Raw genomic sequence first — 20,508 nt, forward strand, 5'->3', positions numbered from 1 at the left:
TCAATTTTTCTAAAACCTATATTGCGCTCCTCTGGAGCGCATTTTTTCTGTTGACCAATTTTCTACCAATATTCCGCTCCTACGGAGCTCAAACGAGAATTTTAGTTAACGATTACAAAATTTTCGCTCCTACGGAGCTCCGCAAAAAAACTATTTAGGCAAAAACCCTTTCAAAGTTTGAAACTCTGAAAGGGTTGTATAATTTCCAGTAAAATTTGCTGAAGATTTTAAATTTTGACAAAATTTCGGGTTACTAATTCGGTTTCCAATCTACCACCGCTCTTACAAAAGCTTCGGCGTTTTCGACAGGAATGTTGGGTAAAATTCCGTGTCCGAGATTGACAATATAACGGTCTTTTCCGAAACGGTTAATCATTTCATGAACCATTTTTCTAATCGTTTCAGGTGAAGAATGCAATCTTGCAGGGTCAAAATTTCCTTGCAAAGTCATGGTATGGTTCGTTAAAGTTCTTGCGTATTCTGGAGTAATTGTCCAGTCAACACCCAAAGCAGAAACTTTCGAAAGCGTCATTTCTTCCAAAGCAAACCAACATCCTTTTCCAAAAACTACAACGTGAGTTAAAGGAGAAAGCGCTTCCACAATTTGGTTGATGTACTTCCAAGAAAATTCCTGATAATCTTCCGGAGAAAGCATTCCGCCCCAAGAATCAAAAACCTGCACGGCAGAAACACCTTTTTCAACTTTTCTTTTCAGATATGCAATTGTTGTATCTGTAATTTTTTGCAACAAAAGATGCGCAGCTTCAGGATTTTGGAAGCAGAAAGATTTTGCAATATCAAATGCTTTGGAGCCTTTTCCTTCCACACAGTAACACAAAATTGTCCAGGGAGAACCCGCAAAACCAATTAACGGAACAGAATTGTCAAGTTTTTGAAGCGTTAATTCAATCGCATCAAAAACATATCCCAAAGTATCATTCACATCCGGAACTTCGATATTCTGAACCTGTTCCATGGTACGAATCGGCGTATCCAACCAAGGTCCCACAGATTCTTTCATTTTAAAATCGATTCCCATTGCTTGCGGAACCACCAAAATATCGGAAAACAAAATCGCGGCATCCAAAGGAAATCTGCGAAGTGGTTGCACTGTAATTTCAGAAGCCAGTTCTGGTGTTTGACACCGTGTAAAGAAATCATATTTGTCGCGCAACGCGATGAATTCCGGCAAATATCTTCCGGCTTGCCTCATCATCCAAACCGGCGGTCTTTCAACAGTTTCTCCGCGTAATGCTTTTAGGTATAAGTCGTTTTTAATCATAAATTTTTGCTTTTGGCATTGTGCTTTTCGCTTTCTGCCTTTATCAGTTTCAGCAAATCGTCGAGATTGCTTTCTTTACTCGTAATTATTTTATTTTTCGTGAACTTTTTCAGCTCTTTTTCTGTGGTCTCGCCGATGGAAAACAACTTCATCCCATCCAAAGAATTGAATTTTGCAAAACTACGAACTCCACTCGGACTGAAAAAACAAACCGCATCATATTTTTCCTCCACTTTCGGATTTAAAAGCTCGGTTTCGTACACCACTACTTTTTTGTACCAAATATTCTGTAGCGGAAGTGTTTTGTCTAGGACGTCTAAAGCGAGATTTCCGCAGAAATGCAGAAATTTTTCCTTTGCGCAGTTTTTAATGATAAAATCTGAAAGTTCGCTTGCGTGTTTGGCTACTTTAAAAGTCCCGAAACCGTTTTCCCTCAATAGTTTTTTGGTCTTTAAACCTACGGCATAAATTTTATTGGAGTTTTCGTCCAGCAAATTTTCGCTGGGCTTAAATTCATTTTCAAAAAAACATTCTACAGCATTTACACTACTGAAAATCAGAGATTTATTTTTTAAATCAAATGTTTCCTTCTGCAAAGGTTTAATGTAAATAACCTGAAGTGTATCAAAAGAAACATGACTTCCTAACGATTTGGAAACCATGTTTTTATCTAATTTTTTTGTAAAAAGGATTTTCATTTCCTTCAGAAAAAGTGTTACGTAATCTGCGTTTTTATTTCCGCCATTAATTCTTTTCCACCATTGTTGAGAATTTTTTCTGCCAATTGCTGTCCGAAATTTTCGGTTTCGTTCCAGATGAAAATTTCATCTGTTTCGATGCAGTTTTTTCCGTCCAAAGAACACAGTCTGCCTTGAAAACGCACTTCATTATGGTCATTAATTTCTGCAAAAGCTCCAATGGGTGCAGTACAACCTCCTTCCAAAGTGCTCAGGAAATTTCTTTCGATATCGATGCAGATTTGCGTTTTTTTATGGTTAATGTCTGCGAAAGTTTCTTTCATTTCAGCATCATCCTTTCGAGCACAAATCGCGACAACTCCTTGTGAAGGCGCTGGAAGCATTATATGAAGTTCTTCAAAATCAACATTCAAACTCATTCTTTTAATCGCTGCCAAAGAAAAAATTGTGGCATCGAAATCATTTTCTTCGAGTTTTTGCAAACGTGTCTGAACATTTCCACGAATGTCCGAAAATTCCGTTCCGGCAAATTCTTTCAGCCAAAAAGCACGTCTTCGCAAACTGCTTGTTGCAATTTTCAGTTCGTGCAAAGGTTTGTCTTTTGATGCAGATTTTCTTACCAAAACATCCTGAGGAAAATCGCGTTCCAAAACAGAAATAATCTCAATGTTTTCAGGAAGTTGTGTTGGAATATCTTTTAAGGAATGAACTGCTATATCAATTTCTCCGTTCAACAATGCGATGTCCAAATCTTTGGTAAAAACACCTGTAATTCCCATTGCGTATAGTGGTTGCGTGAGATTTTTATCGCCTGAAGAAACGATGGGCGTAATTTCGGTCCTTAAATTTTTGTTTTGAAGATTTCTTGCAACTTCTCTGGCTTGCCAAAGTGCTAATGGAGAATTTCGGGTTCCTATTTTAATGCTTTTCATTGAATTCCTGATTGGGTTGTTCTACTAAAATTTCGTGCATTAATTTACTAATTTCTTCGGCTTTCCAAGGATTATCAATAATATATTTCGCAAAACGGTTCGTGATTTTTTGTATCAGTTTGTTGCTAAGCTCCATATCTTCTATCCCAACATAACGGTGTTTGCGGTGGATATTATGAAGTTCGTTATTCTCCATATTTTTCAGCGAAGCTTTAAAATGATGAATATTGGGAGCCAGTTTTCTTTTCTTTTCCCATTCTATAAAATCCTTCGTCATCTCCTTAATAATTTCCTCGGCTTTTGGGACTTCTTTTTTACGCTGCTCCATCGTTTCACTGATGTGCTGTGATAATTTATCAACATCTACCAATTCAATTCCGTCTCTTTCTGCCAAAATTTTCTCAACATTATTAGGAATAGAAAGGTCTATAACCAACATTTCTTTTCCGTCCGGAAGATGTTCGCTGGTTACAATGGGTTGTTGAGCTCCGGTTGCAACAATGAGAATATCGGTTTGATGAAGTTCCTCGCTGAAATGTTCAAAATCGATATGAGGAATATTGTATTTCTCTGAAATTTTTTCAGCCAGTTCCATCGTTCTGTTCGCCACTTTCACTTTTGGTTTGTGAATGTGTTTTACGAGATTTTCAACGGTATTTTGTCCAATTTCTCCAACGCCCAACAATAAAATATTTTTGTCGGAAAGCTGTTTCTGTGAATTTAAAATATAATGAACTGCCGCATAAGAAACAGAAGCTGCACCATTGGAAATTCCGGTTTCATTCTTGATTTTTTTAGAAATCTGAATGGCGGAATTGATGGCTCTTTCCAAATAAGGATTGGATTGGCTTTTTTCTCTTTTAAAACGGTTGTAAGCGTTTTTTATTTGTCCGATAATTTCGAAATCACCAATAATCTGACTTTCCAAACCTGCCGCAACACGGAAAAGATGGTTCAAAGCATCTTCCCTTTTCATGATGTTGACGTACTGCATGAAATCGGTAAGATTGACGCCAACATTTTTACAGTATTCTTCAGCAACCAAAAGATAATTTGGCGTTGTAGTGTAGATTTCAGTACGGTTACAGGTTGAAACAACAAAAGCGTCACCGAGATTCTCTTCATGAATCTGGTTCACGAAGCCTTTCACATGGTCATCAAAAAAGGCAAACTTACTGCGCGTTTCCGCATCAGCTTTTTCGTAGCTAACGCTTAATACGGCAAAATTTGAGGTTTGATGTATGTTGGAATTCTGTGGCATAAACGGTTGCAAATTTAATGTTTTTATTGCAAATTATTTATGACTTTGGTTATGATGATTATCAGTAAAAGCAATCGGAGAGCAATTATTTTTTGATATGATAATAAATTGAAAAAAATCAAGTTTAAGGAAAGTAAGAATTATAAAAGTTTTAATAAAATTTTAACCAAATAATTTGTCTGGCAGCTTATTAGAATGGTTCTAAATTTATATCTTTGTACACTTTAAAAATATAGGAGAAAAGATGGGGTTATTTGATATGTTCACGCAGGAAATTGCGATTGACTTAGGAACAGCGAACACACTAATTATACACAATAATAAAATCGTAATCGACCAACCGTCGATTGTAGCTATAGAACGTTCTACAGGCAAACCAATTGCTGTTGGAGAACAGGCGAAACACATGCAGGGAAAAACGCATGAGGACATCAAAACAATTCGTCCGTTGAAAGATGGGGTAATTGCAGATTTCCATGCATCTGAACACATGATTAAGGAATTCATCAAAAAAATTCCGGGTATCAAAGGAAAATTGGTTCAGCCTGCTTTGAAAATCGTTATCTGTATTCCTTCCGGAATTACTGAAGTTGAAAAAAGAGCTGTAAGAGATTCTGCACAGAAAGTTAATGCAAAAGAAGTTCGTTTGATTTATGAACCAATGGCAGCTGCAATTGGTGTTGGAATTGATGTACAAAAGCCTGAAGGCAACATGATTATCGATATAGGTGGTGGTACAACGGAAATAGCGGTAGTTGCTCTTGGAGGAATTGTTTGCGACAAATCTGTAAAAATTGCAGGAGACGTTTTCACGAACGATATTGCTTATTATTTAAGAACACACCACAACCTTTACATCGGTGAAAGAACTGCTGAAAGAGTAAAAATTGAAGTAGGTTCTGCTGTTGAAGAATTGGATGTTGAAATTGAAGATATCCCGGTACAAGGACGTGATTTGATTACTGGTAAGCCAAAAGAAATTATGGTGAACTACAAAGAAATCGCAAGAGCTTTGGACAAGTCTATCATCAGAATTGAAGATGCTGTAATGGAAACGCTTTCTCTTACTCCTCCGGAATTGGCTGCAGATATCTATAAAACAGGTATTTATCTTGCAGGTGGTGGTGCTTTGTTGAGAGGTTTAGCAGACAGACTTCACAAGAAAACAGGCCTTCCTGTATTTGTTGCAGAAGATCCATTGAGAGCTGTAGTTCGCGGAACTGGTATCGCTCTTAAAAACATGGATAAATTCAACTTCTTGATTAAATAATTTTTTTTAGAAAAACTTTTACGACACTTAACTGATGGGATTTTTGCTGAGATTATTTTCGAAGAACGGGCTTTTCGTCTTCTTTATATTCCTGCAAATCGTCGCATTGACGCTTATTTTCAGCAGAAATTCCATGCAGCAGTCGTGGATTGCCGCTCAAACTGCCGCTTTCAATTCGTGGGTTTCCGGATACATTGACGAGGGTGCTTCTTACCTGAAACTAAAACAGGTAAACGAAGAGCTTGTTGCCCAAAACAAGCAGCTCATGGAAGAACTTTATGGAAAAGAAAAGGCTAAAAATCCCGCTTTCCGAAGAGTTCATGATACGATTGGTGGCGGACAAATTTATACTTTTGTTGATGGCGACATCGTTTTCAACAGTATCAACAGAAAAGACAATTATTTTACCATTAACCGAGGAAAACGCGACGGTGTTGCCGCAAAAATGGGCGTTATTGCACCTAAAGGAATTGCTGGAATTGTGGTGAATACTACCGACAGTTACGCTTTGGTTCAGTCCGTTTTGAGTGTGAATAAAATTAAAATTTCTGCCGCACTGAAAAATTCAGGATATTTTGGAACTTTAACATGGCGTGGAGACAATTCCCGTTTGATGCATCTTTCTGATGTTCCGAAATATGTACCGTTAAAAGTTGGTGACACCATTATTACGGACGGTAAATCTGCCATCTTCCCACAGGGAATTATGGTAGGAAAAGTTGCCGGTTACGAAGTGGACAGTAAAACCGGATTCTGGGACATTTCTGTGGAACTTTCAGAAAAAATGGGACAGCTTAGCAAAATTTATGTGGTGAAAAACCTTAAAAAAGCTGCGGTACAGAAAATTCAGGACACGTTAACGAAAACAATGGAGCAGGATGATTAGCAGAAGTTTATTCACAGATTTTTTGCAGATTGTAGCGCTTATTGCACTGCAAATCTTTGTTCTGAACAGAATTACGCTTTTCGGGCAGTACACTCCGGTTTTGTACCCGGTTTTCGTCATGTTCTACCCTTTTTTTAGAAACAGATTTGTTTTTCTTGCCCTAAGCTTTCTATTAGGATTAGGAATTGATGCATTTCTCGGAACTTGGGGAATTAATGCTTTAGCAACAACCATTGTTGCTTATTTCCGAACCGTAATTTTTCGAACTTCTACGGATACTTCAACCGATTTTTTCTCGTTTGACAGTTTACAGTGGTCTCAGTTTGTACTGTTTATCCTTTCGAGCATTTTCATGCATCAGCTGATTGTGCAATATGTAGAGTTTTTCAAATTCAGTAAATTTTTTGAGGTATTTTTAAATATCTTAGTAACAAGTTTAATTTCCTTCGTATTTATTTTGATTTATGCAATGGCATTTAAAATCAAACAAAAAGTGTGAATCAGTATTTTAAAATTACCCTTGCCCTTTCTATTATCGCTGCGATTTTCGTGGCGAGACTTGCTTATTTGCAGCTCGTTACAGACCGTTATGCGCTGAATGCCGCGAATACTTCCATCAAAACTGAATACGTCATTCCACAGCGTGGCGTAATCTTTGACAGAAATGGAAAGATTTTGGTAGGAAACCAGCCATCTTATGAAATTTCTTTTACTCAGGCTTTATTAAAACCTGATTTCGATACAGTAGGTTTTTGTAATTTATTAAGAATTTCAAAACCGGAGTTCATCAAAAGGGTTCAGGATTTAAAGAAAGAAAAATACTATTCGAAGCTGACTCCGATGACTTTCATGAAAAATTTAAGTCGGGAGGAAATTGCCAGAATCCAGGAAATTATCTTTAAATATCCGGCTTTCAGTATTGTTACACGTCCACAAAGACAGTACGAAGTTTCCACTTCCGGAAATCTTTTGGGATACACATCTGAAGTAAATGACCGCGATTTGAAAAAAGACTCCATTTATTATTTACCGGGAGATAACATTGGAAAATCGGGTATTGAAAAGGCGTACGAAAATACACTCCGGGGAATTAAAGGCGTAAAATATATTCAGAAAGACATCAAACTTCGAAACGTTGGTCCATACAAAAATGGAACGCTTGACAAAGATGTTGTGACAGGACAGGACATTACATTGACCATTGATTACGACCTCCAAAGAATGGCCGAAGAAATGTTGGTGGACAAACATGGCGCCATCGTTGCTATTGACCCAAACAATGGCGAAATTTTGGTGATGGCAACCGGTCCGGACATCGACCCCAATTTGTACACCGGACCTAACAAATCCAAAAATTTATACGCGCTTGCGAACGACACCATTTATGAAAACAAGCCAACTTTCGACCGTTCAATTCAGGCAGCTTATCCTCCAGGTTCTACATTTAAACTGTTGACAGCGCTTGCAGGAATGCAAATGGGCGTGATGAACGATAAAACTGTTTTCCCTTGTGGAAGAGGATTTTACTACAAAGGTTTGAGCATTAAAGGTCACGGTGGAGCTGATCCATTGATTCCTGCGATACAAGTTTCCAGTAACTGTTATTTTTCTTATGCATATTTGGCGATTATCGGGAAATATCCCGGAAATCCTTCCAAAGGTGTTGATGAGTGGAAAAAAATCATGAACAGTTTCGGAGTTGGAGACTTCTTAAATAATGACTTGGCAACAGGTTCGAAAGGGAGAATTCCAAGCGGCGAATTCTACGAAAAAAGAATGGCTAGTATTTACAAAGCAAGTGGCAACAAAGGGAATCCTAAAAACTGGGATCCTTTAGCGACTGGAGCTGTGTTTAACGGAATGGGACAGGGTGATGTTTTGTTAACCCCAATTCAAATGGCAAATTTTGTAGCTGCAATTGCCAATAAAGGTTGGTATTACACACCTCACGTTGTAAAAGCCATCGACGGAAAACCTAATCCAGATCCAAGATTTAAAGTTAAACATAAAACTTTAGTAGATCCAAAATATTTTGATCCTGTATTAAAAGGAATGGAGCAGGTTGTTTTGGCCGGAACCGCAAGAGGATTAAAATCTAATGATTTTACTCAATTAGCAAAAACCGGAACAGCACAGGTTCCACAAGGCAAAGACAACTCAATTTTTGTACTGATTGCTCCAGCTGACAAGCCGAAAATTGTAGTCGCTGCCGTAATGGAACATGCCGGATTTGGTGCAACTTGGGCAGGTCCCGCAAGTACCGTGATTGCTGAAAAATATTTAACAGGAACACTGAAACGCGAAAATCTTTATAAAAAAATGACGAGCTCCAGCTTTATGCCGGAATATAAACGTCAGTACGTAGCGGAAATGAAGCGTAAAGGTTGGTACAAAGAACCAAAACCGGATTCTATCCAACTGAAAAAAATTCAGGACAGTTTGAAACTCGTTGCTGCGAAAAAACTGAAAGCCGACGCACTGAAAAAAGAAAATGTAAAGAAAGACTCAACCAAAACAAATTCCAAAACAAAGAAGAAATGAAGTGGGCAGAAGGAATAGATAAACTGGGAATTTTTCTTTACATCGCGATTTCGCTTTTCGCGGTGGCGAATATTTACAGTGTTGATGAAGGTTTGGGTAAAAAACAGTTCTTTTTTTTCTGTCTTTCGATTGTTATTGGCTTCATCATTTTTGTGATGAGAACCAAAGTTTTCGAAAATTTTGCCGGTATTTTTTATATTGGTGGTGTTCTTTTATTAGTTGGACTTTTCCCTTTCGGAACTGAAATTTTAGGACAGCGAAACTGGTATAAATTCGGAGGATTTACCATGCAGCCTGTTGAATTTGCAAAGTTGGGAACAGCTTTAATGTTGGCAAATTATGTTTCTGGACCGGATTTCAATTTAAAGTACAGAAAATCCTTATTTACTTCTCTTGCGATCATTGGAATTCCGGCAGTAGTTGTTTTGGCAATTCCGGACGTTGGTTCACTGCTCGTTTTTATGGCCTTTATGATGGCGCTTTACCGTGAAGGTTTGAACGGTTGGTTCTTTGGAGCGATTGGAATTTTAGCAACAGTATTTTTGATTTCATTAGCTGTAAATCCTATCTACGTAGTGATTGGAATTTTGGCCATTGTCGGAATTTTCATTTTTATGAATTATTACCGAATGAGCTGGAATATTTTTTCCATCGCATCTATCATGGGAATAGTGGCAGTTCTTTCCGGTTTGGCAATGGGATCTCCCAAAATTTTAGAAAAAATGCCAAAACACCAGCGCGAAAGAATTGAGGTTCTCTACAAAGGTGAAAAGGCTTTTCGTGATACTTCCGGTTATAACTTGCTGTATTCTAAGACTGCAATTGGTTCCGGTGGTTTTTTCGGAAAAGGATATAAAGAAGGTTCTGTTACGCAAGGAAAATTTGTTCCGGAGCAGGAAACCGATTATATATTCTGCACCGTTGGAGAAGAATGGGGCTTTTTAGGAAGTTTGATATTAGTTCTTGGTTATGCTTTGTATATCGGTAGAATTTACTACCTGTCGGAAAACATGAAATCCGTTTTCAACCGTGTTTTCGGTTATTGTTTTGCGTCGATTCTTTTAATTCACTTCGCCATCAATCTCGGAATGGTGATGGGATTGTTCCCAACCGTTGGGATTCCGTTGCCTTACTTTAGTTATGGAGGGAGTTCTTTTCTTGCTTTCTCTATTATGACTGCTATTTTCTTTAAGCTGAACTACGCCGACAAGAACAGTTTGGTCTAAAAAAATTCAAGTTTCCATCTAATTTTTTACATTTACATTCTAAAAATAAACTAGAATGTCACACAAAAAATTGGGAGAATGGTATGCTACTGCAATTTGCGGGAACGATATTACTTCTTCCGTTCTTTATGTTTCTGCACTTACGATTGGCGTTGCCGGACAATACGGCTGGATTGCACTTTTAATGGTTGCCGGAACACTTTTTCTTTTCAGAAAAATTTATGGTGAAGTGGTAGGAGCACTTCCTTTAAATGGTGGAGCCTACAATGTACTTCTTAATTCAACAACTAAAGGGAACGCCGCATTGGCGGCAACTTTAACAATTCTTTCATACATGGCAACTGCCGTAATTTCTGCGAGTGAAGGAATGCATTATCTGCACCACGTTTTTCCGCATTTTGATGTTATTTGGGCAACTTTTGGGCTACTGTTGCTGTTTCTGGGATTAACGATTTTAGGAATTTCAGAAAGTGCGATTGTTGCACTCCTTATCTTTATTTTCCACATGATTTCGATGTTGGTGCTAATTATTTTCTGTGGAATTTTCATCTTCAATAACGGTTTTGACATTTTCAACCAAAACTGGAACATGCCTTTGAAGTCGGGAGGAATTTTTAAAGCTCTCTTTTTAGGTTTCAGTGCTGCCATGCTCGGAATTTCCGGTTTTGAAAGTTCCGCCAACTTTGTTGAAGAACAGGAACGGGGCGTTTTCCCAAAAACTTTAAGAAATATGTGGGTTGCTGTTTCCATCCTGAATCCTTTGATGGCGATTTTAGCCATCTGTATTATGCCTCTTGGAGAAGTTGGAGAATACCAAAACTCCTTTCTTTCTCACATGGCGGAATTAACAGGTGGAAAAACTTTAGCAACCATCATTTCTATTAACGCTGTTACGGTACTTTCCGGAGCTGTTCTTACTTCTTTTGTTGGGGTAAATGGTTTAATTAAAAGAATGACGCTCGACAGAATTTTACCGAATTATTTCCTAAAAGAAAATAAACGGGGAAGTACGTACAGAATCCTTATCTTGTTCTTCCTGCTTTGCATTTCGGTACTTTTCGTAACGAAAGGACAAATTGGACCTTTAGCAGGAGTTTATGCGATTTCTTTCCTTACCGTAATGGCTTTTTTCGCCATTGGAAATATTATGCTGAAAATCCGCCGCACCAAACTTCCACGACCGGAATATGCAACGCCGATTTCAGTTTTAGTGGCTTTAATTGCAGTAATTATTGCGCTTTATGGAACCATCAAAGCTAATCCAGAATATCTATTGACTTTCCTTACTTATTTTGTGCCTTCCTTTTTGGCAGTAACAGCGATGCTTGCAAGAAAAGACATTATGATTTTCGTCGCAAAAATGCTGAAATCTGTTCAGGGAAAATACCGAAAAGCAACCGTGAAAAGTGAGCGTTCTTTGTACAACTCCATCAAAAAATTCCTTAAACAGGAATTCGTGTTCTTCTCCAAAGGTGATGATATTGCGACTTTGAATAAAGTGATGATGTATCTTACTGAAAATGAAGTAACCAACAAGATTAAAATTGTTTCTGTTCTGCAAGAATACCAACATCCCGACCCGAAATTTTTAGAAGATTTTGAAACTTTAGACCGCGCTTATCCCGACATCGATATGGAATATGTGATTGAAGAAGGAAGTTTTACTCCGGAAAAAGTAGATGAACTCAGCAAACGCTGGAACATCCCGAAAAACTTTATGTTTATTTCTTCTCCTGGTGAAAGATTCAGTCACAGAGTTGAAGATTTGGGCGGTGTAAGATTGATTTTGTAATTGATTATTTCCCTTTTTTTCATTTTGAACGAAACATTGAAGTGAAGAATCTTTTTAAAAATAGATTCTTCGATTGCTCCAGTTCGTTCGGCACTCAGAATGACAATTCGAATAAACAAAAAATCCTGAGCTTTCACTCAGGATTTTTTTATGGTAAAGCTGCACCAACTGCCAAATCACATCGGTGATGTGGTTGCCCGTGTTCCGGATTGGTTGCCGGTTTTGCACCGGAAGCCAAAGCTTGATTTTCAGAATTTTGAGGAGCTGCAACAGTTGCAGGAAGTGTTTGCGTTTGAACCGGAGCAGAATTTGTTGAACTTTTTGCAGGAGTGCTGGTCAATGGAGCTCCAACTGCGATATCACAACGATGTCCCGGTTGTCCATGAGGAGGATTCATTCCCGGTGCGGTTTTTGCCGGTGCAGAATTTTGGACAGGTATAACCTGTTGCTGTGCAGGATTTGTAGGAGCAGGTGAAACAACACCATTTGCACCAAGTGTTGTTGGAACTTTTTGTATATTTTGTGCTACTCCACCTGAGTTTGAAACTTCAGCTTGTGTAGTTTCTTTCATCGCAGACTGGTCGATATAGACATCTGCTTTTTCATTTTTCTTGCATGAAACAGCAATTAACCCAACTGCTAAAACAGCATAGAATTTTTTCCTCATTGATTTGATTTAATTTGATGCAAATATCTGAAATTCAAAATAAAAAAAACAGCACCTTTTGACGCTGTTTGTATTTTAAAGTAACTGTTTTAGTTCTTCACCAAAAGTCTGAAACCTTCACCGTGAACATTGATGATTTCTAGACCTTCATCATCTTTCAAGAGCTTACGAAGTTTAGCAATGTAAACGTCCATACTTCTTGCCGTAAAATAGTTTTCCTTTTTCCAGATTTTTCTCAACGCCAAGTCTCTTGGCATAAAATCGTTTCTGTGAAGACAAAGAAGCTTCAACAGTTCATTTTCTTTTGGAGAAAGCTTGTATTCGTTATCGCCAACGCGAAGCTGTCTCAACATTGAATCAAAGAAAATATTGCTGATTTTGAACTGTTCCTGGTCTTCGTTTTCCAAAGATGCACTTCTTGATAAAATCGCTTTGATTTTATACAGCAAAAGCTCAGTATCAAAAGGTTTTGTAATATAATCATCTGCGCCAATCTGATATCCCTTCAGAATATCTTCACGCATATTCCTTGCAGTAAGGAAAATAATCGGTGTGTTTTTATCGATTTTTTTTACATCTTCAGCCAACGAAAAACCGTCTTTCTTCGGCATCATCACATCGAAAATACAGATGTCGAATTCGTTTTCTGTAAATTCTTTCAACCCCTGTTCTCCGTCTGTTGCAAGGGTAACCTCAAAGTTGTTGATGGTAAGGTAATCTTTCAATACCGCACCAAAACTTTGGTCGTCTTCTACTAATAAGATTCTGTTGCTCATATCTTTGTTTAATTAATAATTAAAAAATTAATAATGAATAATTTTATTCATTGTTTTGTTTTGATGTTTTTAAAATCGAGGTTAGAATTTTAATAATTTCCTCATTATCAGCGTACATAGATTGGAATTCCTTTTCATTAATATATTCGGTTTTGTGAAGGAGTTTTAACCAAAAAGCTGTTTCAAACGATTCCTTATATGATATTTGATTTTTTACAATAAACTCTTTTTTACTAAATGATGCCGCTGCCTCCTCAATATTTGCAGCAATTGATGTTCCTGATCTCAATAATTGCTTCGACATTACATACTCTTTCCTATCTGAAGTTAGCATTTTATATAAATTAACAATCCTAACTGCAAATTCAAAAGATTTAACTCTTATAGGGTTTTCCTTCTTATCCAATTATTAATTATTCCTTCTTAATTATTAATTTTTTTACTAGCTCATCGGAAGTTTAATAACAAACGTACTTCCCTTTCCTTTTTGGGAGTTCACGATGATTTGTCCTTTATGAAGTTCTATAATTTTTTTCACGTACGTTAACCCAAGCCCCTGTCCTTTTACGTTATGAACATTTCCCGTTTCTTCGCGGAAGAATTTCTCGAAAATTTTGTTGTTGTTTTCGGTTTCCATTCCTATTCCTTTGTCGGAAATTTCGATGACGTACCAATTGCCTTCGTTTCTTGTCTTTACATTAATTTCAGGTGCTTCCGGAGAATATTTGTTAGCATTGTCGAGCAAATTCACCAAAGTATTCGATATATGGAATTCATCAATTTTAAAAATGAATTTATCCGCCGTAAAATTCTGCGTTAATGTTCCGTTTCGTTGTGCTACAATCAAACTGAAAGATTCCGTAATTTCTTTAATGAGTTCGCGGACATTGGTTTCCTTCAGGAATAATTTCACTTCGTTTCTTTCGAGCTTCGACATGTTGAGCACATTTTCCACCTGCTTTTTCATCCTCAGATTTTCCTGTTTGATGAGCTGTGAGTAGTATTTTACTTTCTCCGGATTCATCGCAATTTTATCGTTCGCCAATGAATCTGTTGCCACCGAAATTGTCGCTAAAGGTGTTTTGAATTCGTGCGACATGTTGTTGATGAAATCCGTCTTTACATCGGCGATTTTCTTCTGCTTCATCATGTAGTTAATAGAAATAATGTAAATCCCGAGAATGGTAAGCAAAGACAAAAATGTTCCCAAAAGCATTGGGAGATTGTTTTTCACCAATGAAAAATTCTTGCGCGGAAACACCAAAGAAAGAGTGTACAAAGCAGAATCTCCTTTTTTACTGTCGGTAAAAAGCGGGTAACTGTAATTGGTATTGTCTTTCTGCTCCTTGTAATTTTCGTTCATTATCGACGTCAGTTTTCCTGCTTTATCGAAAACCCCATAGCCGAAACTCGTAGATACTCCGTTGACTTTCAATTCTTTAGATAGAACAGAATCCAAAGTTTTTTTATCGACTCTTTTTTCAATCGGAAGATTAGTCGCGTTCAGCTTTGCAAACTCACGAAGATTGTATTCTCCGGAATTAATGTCGGAATTTAAAGCTGCCGTTAATTCTTCCGGCGTGTTTGGGTCTTTTTTCAGTTTGATTAAAGCTTCGTCGGTGTACATTTTCACGCGCTCCAAACTGTCGCCTTTATTGGAAATCGGCACATTATTTTTCTCGATAATGCTTCTTTGATAGGTAATTGTCCTTTTCGAACCCGAATCTTCGGTTTGCTGAATGGTACTTAAAGTAGGTTGGTCTTTATTATCAACAACAGTTTTACCGAAGTTTTTGTATTCTACATTCAAGTATTTATCAATCTCGATATCAGACACTTTTTTAGCGGATGCTTCCAAAGCAAGATTCACCCTGTTGGAGAAATCCTGGTCCAAAGCGCCGTAATATTCTTTCAGCCATTTAATCTGCAGTGTAACGAAAATTACTACAGAAATAGACATCAAAATGGATATAATTGGGATAAAACGTTTATTCATTTATTTCCTTTCGAATGTTAAAATTAGTGATTTTAAGATTATAACAACAAAAAAAACACAGAATTATTGTGTTTTTTTTCTTAAAAGTTTATTTTTTAACAAATTATTACGATTACTCACTTTCTTCATCGTTTATTAATTCTTCATCTACAAAATATTGGATGATGGCTTTCTTCATTAAAATCTGCTGTTCATTAGGTTTTAACTCGGGAAGAGGTGCTGTTTCTTCGAAATGTGGAAAACCGTCGTCATCATAATGCGTAAATTTATAATAACCAAAAGGTTCCAATAATCTGCAAACCGCAATGTGCAGCAAGTTTACTTTATCATCTTTAGTATAATCCTGCGAACCGCTTCCCAATTCCTGAACACCGATAAGAAAAAGCATCGTATCAATTTGCGGATGTGTTTCTGTATCGAAAGTTTTTACAAAAAATTGCTCAACTTCCGTCCAAAGCTGTGCTTCTGTTTTATTTGTCATCAATTTTATTCTCTAATTTTAAAAGGAATGCATATTCCAAAGCGTCTTCTTTCAAGCTTTCAAATCTTCCGCTTGCTCCACCGTGACCGGAACTCATATCCGTTTTGAATACCAAAATATTGTCATCCGTTTTCAGCTCACGAAGCTTGGCCGTCCATTTTGCCGGTTCCCAATACTGAACCTGAGAATCGTGCAAACCTGTGGTAATCAACGTATTTGGGTAATTTTTTGCTTCAATATTATCGTAAGGAGAATACGATTTCATGTAATCGTAATATTTCTTGATTTTCGGATTTCCCCATTCATCAAATTCTCCCGTTGTTAAAGGAATTTCCTCGTCCAACATTGTCGTCACCACATCCACAAAAGGAACCTGCGACACAATTCCGTTGAATAATTTGGGTTCGTAATTCATCACTGCTCCCATTAACAACCCACCTGCGCTTCCACCCATAGCATAAAGATGTTTAGGTGAAGTATAATCTTCTGATACTAAATATTTTGCAGCATCAATAAAATCAAAAAAAGTATTCTTTTTCTGAAGCATTTTACCATCTTCATACCACTCTCGTCCCAAATATTCACCACCTCGAATGTGTGCAATAGCATAGATAAAACCTCTTTCCAAGAGGGAAAGTCTTACGTTTGAAAAACTTGCATCTACCGTATGTCCATAACTTCCGTAACCGTAAAGTAACAATGGCGTTTCAGCATTCTTCGGTGTATTTTTATGATAAACTAAAGAAATAGGGACTTTTTTTCCGTCTCTTGCACGAGCCCAAATTCTTTCCGAAACATAATTATCGATTGAAAAATTTCCACCCAAAACTTCCTGTTGCTTGAGTAAAGTGGTGGTTTTCAAATTCATATCGTATTCGAAAGTAGAACTTGGCTGCGTTAAAGAAGTGTATCCGTAACGTAATTTTTCAGTATCGAATTCCAAATTTAAACCAATATAAGCCGTGTAAGTTGGGTCTGAAAAAGGAAGATAATGTGAGTTACCAGTTTGATTATCAATAATTTTAATCTGAAGTAAACCTTCTTCACGTTCTTCAATGACAAAATATTTTCTGAAAATTTCGAAACCTTCCAACAAAACCTTTTCTCGGTGAGGAATAACGTCTTTCCAATTTTCCATTCCCGGATTTGCAACGGGTGTTTTTACGATTTTAAAGTTTGTAGCTTCATCTGCATTCGTAATTATATAGAAGTCGCTTTCGAAATGTTCCACGGAATATTCCAAATCATCCATTCTTGGCTGAACCACTTTCCACTGCGCTAAAACATCATCCGCAGGAATAAAACGGTGCTCATCCGAAATCGTTGAAGAACTCGCAATGAAAATATATTCCAAAGATTTTGTTTTGAAAACGTTTACATCAAAAGTGTCATCTTTTTCATGGTAAACAAGAACATCCTGAGAAGAATCGGTTCCCAGTTCGTGCATAAAAACCTGAAAGGCTCTAAGGTTTTTATCTTTTCTGATGTAGAAAACATGTCGGTTATCGTTTGCCCAAACTGCTTTTCCGGTATTATTCGCAATTTGATCCTGCAAATATTCGCCGGTTTCCAAATCTTTAAAACCAATGGTATAAATTCTTCTGCCCAAATTATCGGAAGAAAAACTCATCAATTTATTATTCGGAGCTACCGCAACGCTTCCCACTTCGAAAAACTTTTCGCCTTGCGCTAGAATATTAACGTCAAGCAAAATTTCTTCAGCACTGTCTAAACTTTGAAATTTTCTGGTGAAAATGGGATATTCTTTTCCTTCTTCAAAACGAACGATATACCAGTATTCATTAAAAAAATAGGGCAGCGACTCGTCATCTTTTTTGTAACGGGCTTTCATTTCTTCGAAAAGTAAATTCTGAAAATTTTCAGTGTCCTTCATCACGAAATCGCAATAGGCGTTTTCTTCTTCAAGGTATTGGATGACTTCAGGATTTTCTCTTTCATTCAACCAAAAATAGTTGTCGATTCTTTTGTCGCCGTGGATTTCGAGAACTTTCTCTATTTTTTTCGCTTTTGGTGGCTGCATTATTATATATATAAAAGTAAATTTAATAAAAAACCATCTAATCCAAAGGAATAGACGGTTTGTATGGTTTTTCTGAGCGCGAAACTATTTTTCTGCTCTGATAAATTTCTCAATAGCCATCGTCATCGATGGAGATTCTTTGGTTGGAGCCATTACATCAATTTTCAAACCCGCATCTTCTGCAGCCTGTTGTGTAGTGTTTCCGAAAACAGCAATCTTTGTATCGTTTTGTTTGAAATCTTTGAAGTTCTGCTGTAAAGATTTAATTCCTTGGGGACTGAAGAACACCAACATATCATAATCTTTTACGGTGATGTCAGAAAGGTCGGAGCAAACAGTTCTGTACATAATTGCTCTTGTCCAGGCAACATCTGCTTTTTCCAAAGTTTTTGGAACATCGTCGTTCAAAACATCAGATGATGGCAAAAGATACTTTTCAGACGGATATTTTTTGAACAATGGAAGTAAATCTGCAAAAGTTTTCTCACCAAAGCTGATTTTTCTTTTTCTATACACAATGTGCTTCTGAAGATAATTTGCAATCGCTTCGGACTGACAAATGTATCTCATCGTATCCGGCACCGAAAAACGCATTTCTTCAGCTAATCTAAAGTAATGATCTACAGCATTTTTGCTAGTGAAGATAATTCCGGTGTATTGCGTAAGGTCGATTTTCTGTGTTCTTAATTCCTTGGAATCAACGCCTTCCACATGAATAAAAGGGCGGAAATCAATCTTAATTTTTTCTTTCTTGGCAATTTCAACATAAGGCGAAGATTCACTTGGAGCCGGTTGCGAAACCAAAATAGACTTTATTTTCATCATCATTTCTTTTACACGCTTTGTTTAAAAAAACAGTAATCTCCATAGCGCTAACATTGGTGCTATTTGGAGCGTGCAAATATACAAAATTTTATAATACCATTCATTAGGTAAAATTCTGTTTTTGTTGAAAGAGTAGAATATGTTTTTGAAAATAAAAACAAGCAGCACAAATGCTACAAAAATCTGCAACGCTTTATGCTTATCGATAGGGAAATAATAATTAACCAAAACCGCAATCATTAGAAAAATGGAGAACACAAAATAGAAGCGCGAGGCGACAAAATTTACTGCTTTCCACTTTTTATCCTGCCCTATCGAAGAATAAAAAAGAAACGTAAAAACAATTTTTACAAAATAGAAAATCGACAAAACAATTAAAGTAAAACCAAACTTATTTAATGAATAACCCAAAATACTAACATTGTTAACCAATCTTGGAACTATAGGAATGTACTGCGAAATCAGCGCTGCTAAAAGAACACAGTTGATAACAGAAACAATAAGCCAGGTTGGCAAAACATTTCCTGTATCTGAAATTTGCTGGCTCAGAAATTCCTTCAAAGTTGCTTCACGGTGTAAGTACATGAGCATCAGAACATAAGCCAATACAGAGCCCAAAAGTATCAATACAACCCAATCATTATTTTCTGCAAGTCTTATCAAGGGAATATTTTTTGCAAAAGTATCATAATATTTTAAAGCAATAAAACTCAATTCCCGAAATACCTTATCTTTGCGCATTGAAATGAAGAAACTCGTCATTATACCCACTTACAACGAAAAAGAAAACATTGAAGCGATCCTTTCGGCGGTTTTTTCTTTGGAACAGGATTTCCATGTTCTTGTTGTTGACGATTCTTCACCCGATGGAACTGCTGATATCGTAAAACGCTTTCAGCAACATTATCCACACCATCTTCATCTCACGACCAGAAAAGTAAAAGACGGTTTAGGAAAAGCTTACCTTCATGGTTTTCAGTGGGCTATCGATAATCATTATGATTACATTTTCGAGATGGATGCGGATTTTTCGCATAATCCGAACGATTTGCCTAAACTTTTTGAAGCCTGTAAAAATGCAGATATGTCCGTTGGCTCGCGCTATTCTCAAGGGGTAAACGTTGTGAATTGGCCAATGGGAAGGGTTTTGCTTTCGTATTTCGCGTCAAGATATGTTCGTTTTGTTTTGGGAATTCCGGTTCATGATACAACTGCGGGTTTTGTTTGTTTTAAAAGGGAAACTTTAGAGGCGATTGGCTTGAATAATGTAAAACTGAAAGGCTACGGATTTCAGGTAGAAATGAAATACCGCGTTTTTAAGAAAGGTTTAAAAATCGTTGAAGTTCCTATTATTTTCACCAACAGAATATTGGGTGAAAGTAAAATGAATGGCGGAATCATTCATGAAGCTATTTTTGGAGTTTTGAATTTAAGATGGAAAGCATTAATCGGAAAGCTATGAAAAATTTAATTCTTCTCTTTACCATTTTTGCGATTGTTGGTTGTTCAAAACCCATTGACGAGCCCAAAAACCTCATACCGAAAGATAAAATGAGCGAAATGGTGGCCGATTTTGCCATGGCAGATCAGATGAGTTTCTTGAACCAAACCGGAAATCTTGAAACCCAAACAAGATACATTCTGAAAAAACATAATGTAACCGCGAAACAGTTTTCGGAGAGTTATAAATATTACCTTTCGTCTCCAAGTTCATTGGATAAAATTTATGATGATGCACAGGAAATCATCATCAATAAAGACCCGGACGCAGAAAAATACATTGATAAGAAAATGGAGCAGAACAAAACTTCCGCACCATATCTAAACAAATAAA

The 20,508-nt window shown here is 37.0% G+C and carries 20 protein-coding genes; 8 read left to right on the top strand and 12 right to left on the bottom strand.

The genetic code is table 11. The features are described from left to right. Positions 1 to 253: 253 nt before the first annotated feature. Genes hemE through hemA form a run of 4 tightly spaced genes read right to left on the bottom strand, consistent with a single transcriptional unit; the run spans position 254 to position 4,173 of the window. Complete coding sequence (gene hemE / locus Q0252_RS03145) at positions 254 to 1,282, bottom strand: uroporphyrinogen decarboxylase (RefSeq protein WP_297983724.1); 1,029 nt, start codon at positions 1,280 to 1,282, stop codon at positions 254 to 256. Then, the gene (locus Q0252_RS03150; RefSeq protein ID WP_297983727.1) at positions 1,279 to 1,980 is read right to left on the bottom strand and encodes a uroporphyrinogen-III synthase; all 702 of its coding nucleotides are present in this window, start codon (positions 1,978 to 1,980) and stop codon (positions 1,279 to 1,281) included. Before Q0252_RS03150 ends, hemE begins: the two co-directional genes overlap by 4 nt. Positions 1,981 to 1,997: 17 nt before the next feature. Beyond that, on the bottom strand, positions 1,998 to 2,912 hold the full coding sequence (gene hemC / locus Q0252_RS03155; protein ID WP_297983730.1) for a hydroxymethylbilane synthase: 915 nt from the start codon (positions 2,910 to 2,912) through the stop codon (positions 1,998 to 2,000). After that, positions 2,899 to 4,173 carry a glutamyl-tRNA reductase gene (gene hemA, locus Q0252_RS03160; RefSeq protein WP_297983733.1) on the bottom strand — a complete coding sequence of 425 codons (1,275 nt, stop codon included), beginning with the start codon at positions 4,171 to 4,173 and terminating at the stop codon, positions 2,899 to 2,901. The genes hemC and hemA overlap by 14 nt, the downstream gene beginning before the upstream one ends. 244 nt (positions 4,174 to 4,417) lie before the next feature. On the opposite strand from hemA, the gene Q0252_RS03165 reads away from it, so the two are divergent. Genes Q0252_RS03165 through Q0252_RS03190 form a run of 6 tightly spaced genes read left to right on the top strand, consistent with a single transcriptional unit; the run spans position 4,418 to position 11,888 of the window. Beyond that, the gene (locus tag Q0252_RS03165) at positions 4,418 to 5,443 is read left to right on the top strand and encodes a rod shape-determining protein (protein ID WP_297983735.1); all 1,026 of its coding nucleotides are present in this window, start codon (positions 4,418 to 4,420) and stop codon (positions 5,441 to 5,443) included. 34 nt (positions 5,444 to 5,477) lie between these two features. Continuing rightward, a complete protein-coding gene (gene mreC / locus Q0252_RS03170) occupies positions 5,478 to 6,329 on the top strand; it encodes a rod shape-determining protein MreC (protein WP_297983738.1) in 852 nt (283 codons plus the stop codon). Then, a complete protein-coding gene (locus tag Q0252_RS03175) occupies positions 6,322 to 6,828 on the top strand; it encodes a rod shape-determining protein MreD (protein WP_297983740.1) in 507 nt (168 codons plus the stop codon). The genes mreC and Q0252_RS03175 overlap by 8 nt, the downstream gene beginning before the upstream one ends. After that, positions 6,825 to 8,870 (top strand): penicillin-binding protein 2, encoded by a 2,046-nt coding sequence (locus Q0252_RS03180; protein WP_297983742.1) that lies wholly within the window; start codon positions 6,825 to 6,827, stop codon positions 8,868 to 8,870. Before Q0252_RS03175 ends, Q0252_RS03180 begins: the two co-directional genes overlap by 4 nt. Beyond that, positions 8,867 to 10,096, top strand: a complete 1,230-nt coding sequence (gene rodA / locus Q0252_RS03185; protein WP_297983744.1) for a rod shape-determining protein RodA — start codon at positions 8,867 to 8,869, stop codon at positions 10,094 to 10,096. The genes Q0252_RS03180 and rodA overlap by 4 nt, the downstream gene beginning before the upstream one ends. A gap of 55 nt (positions 10,097 to 10,151) precedes the next feature. Further along, positions 10,152 to 11,888: an APC family permease gene (locus Q0252_RS03190; protein WP_297983746.1), complete on the top strand. Its 1,737-nt coding sequence runs from the start codon at positions 10,152 to 10,154 to the stop codon at positions 11,886 to 11,888. 148 nt (positions 11,889 to 12,036) lie between these two features. Here the strand turns inward: Q0252_RS03190 and Q0252_RS03195 are convergent, their stop codons facing one another. The 8 genes from Q0252_RS03195 to Q0252_RS03230 form a co-directional block, all read right to left on the bottom strand. Further along, on the bottom strand, positions 12,037 to 12,555 hold the full coding sequence (locus Q0252_RS03195) for a hypothetical protein (protein ID WP_297983748.1): 519 nt from the start codon (positions 12,553 to 12,555) through the stop codon (positions 12,037 to 12,039). 89 nt (positions 12,556 to 12,644) lie between these two features. After that, positions 12,645 to 13,331, bottom strand: a complete 687-nt coding sequence (locus tag Q0252_RS03200) for a response regulator transcription factor (protein ID WP_297983750.1) — start codon at positions 13,329 to 13,331, stop codon at positions 12,645 to 12,647. A gap of 43 nt (positions 13,332 to 13,374) precedes the next feature. Next, entirely contained in the window at positions 13,375 to 13,737 is a 363-nt protein-coding gene (locus tag Q0252_RS03205; RefSeq protein ID WP_297983752.1) for a four helix bundle protein, read from the bottom strand. A gap of 36 nt (positions 13,738 to 13,773) precedes the next feature. Further along, positions 13,774 to 15,327 carry a HAMP domain-containing sensor histidine kinase gene (locus Q0252_RS03210; protein WP_297983755.1) on the bottom strand — a complete coding sequence of 518 codons (1,554 nt, stop codon included), beginning with the start codon at positions 15,325 to 15,327 and terminating at the stop codon, positions 13,774 to 13,776. Between the two features lie 112 nt (positions 15,328 to 15,439). Further along, a complete protein-coding gene (locus tag Q0252_RS03215; protein ID WP_297983759.1) occupies positions 15,440 to 15,808 on the bottom strand; it encodes a hypothetical protein in 369 nt (122 codons plus the stop codon). Continuing rightward, the gene (locus Q0252_RS03220) at positions 15,798 to 17,849 is read right to left on the bottom strand and encodes a S9 family peptidase (RefSeq protein ID WP_297983761.1); all 2,052 of its coding nucleotides are present in this window, start codon (positions 17,847 to 17,849) and stop codon (positions 15,798 to 15,800) included. The genes Q0252_RS03215 and Q0252_RS03220 overlap by 11 nt, the downstream gene beginning before the upstream one ends. Before the next feature lie 84 nt (positions 17,850 to 17,933). Then, positions 17,934 to 18,671: a uroporphyrinogen-III synthase gene (locus Q0252_RS03225; protein ID WP_297984045.1), complete on the bottom strand. Its 738-nt coding sequence runs from the start codon at positions 18,669 to 18,671 to the stop codon at positions 17,934 to 17,936. Between the two features lie 24 nt (positions 18,672 to 18,695). Then, positions 18,696 to 19,337: a DUF4271 domain-containing protein gene (locus Q0252_RS03230; RefSeq protein ID WP_297983763.1), complete on the bottom strand. Its 642-nt coding sequence runs from the start codon at positions 19,335 to 19,337 to the stop codon at positions 18,696 to 18,698. Positions 19,338 to 19,419: 82 nt separating this feature from the next. Between Q0252_RS03230 and Q0252_RS03235 the strand changes: the two genes are divergently transcribed. Together Q0252_RS03235 and Q0252_RS03240 are read left to right on the top strand one after the other, a co-directional pair. Beyond that, positions 19,420 to 20,136, top strand: a complete 717-nt coding sequence (locus Q0252_RS03235; protein ID WP_297983766.1) for a polyprenol monophosphomannose synthase — start codon at positions 19,420 to 19,422, stop codon at positions 20,134 to 20,136. After that, positions 20,133 to 20,507 carry a DUF4296 domain-containing protein gene (locus Q0252_RS03240; RefSeq protein ID WP_297983768.1) on the top strand — a complete coding sequence of 125 codons (375 nt, stop codon included), beginning with the start codon at positions 20,133 to 20,135 and terminating at the stop codon, positions 20,505 to 20,507. The genes Q0252_RS03235 and Q0252_RS03240 overlap by 4 nt, the downstream gene beginning before the upstream one ends. Position 20,508: the final 1 nt, after the last annotated feature.

The organism is uncultured Chryseobacterium sp., from assembly GCF_936933875.1.
GTDB lineage: Bacteria > Bacteroidota > Bacteroidia > Flavobacteriales > Weeksellaceae > CAKZIK01.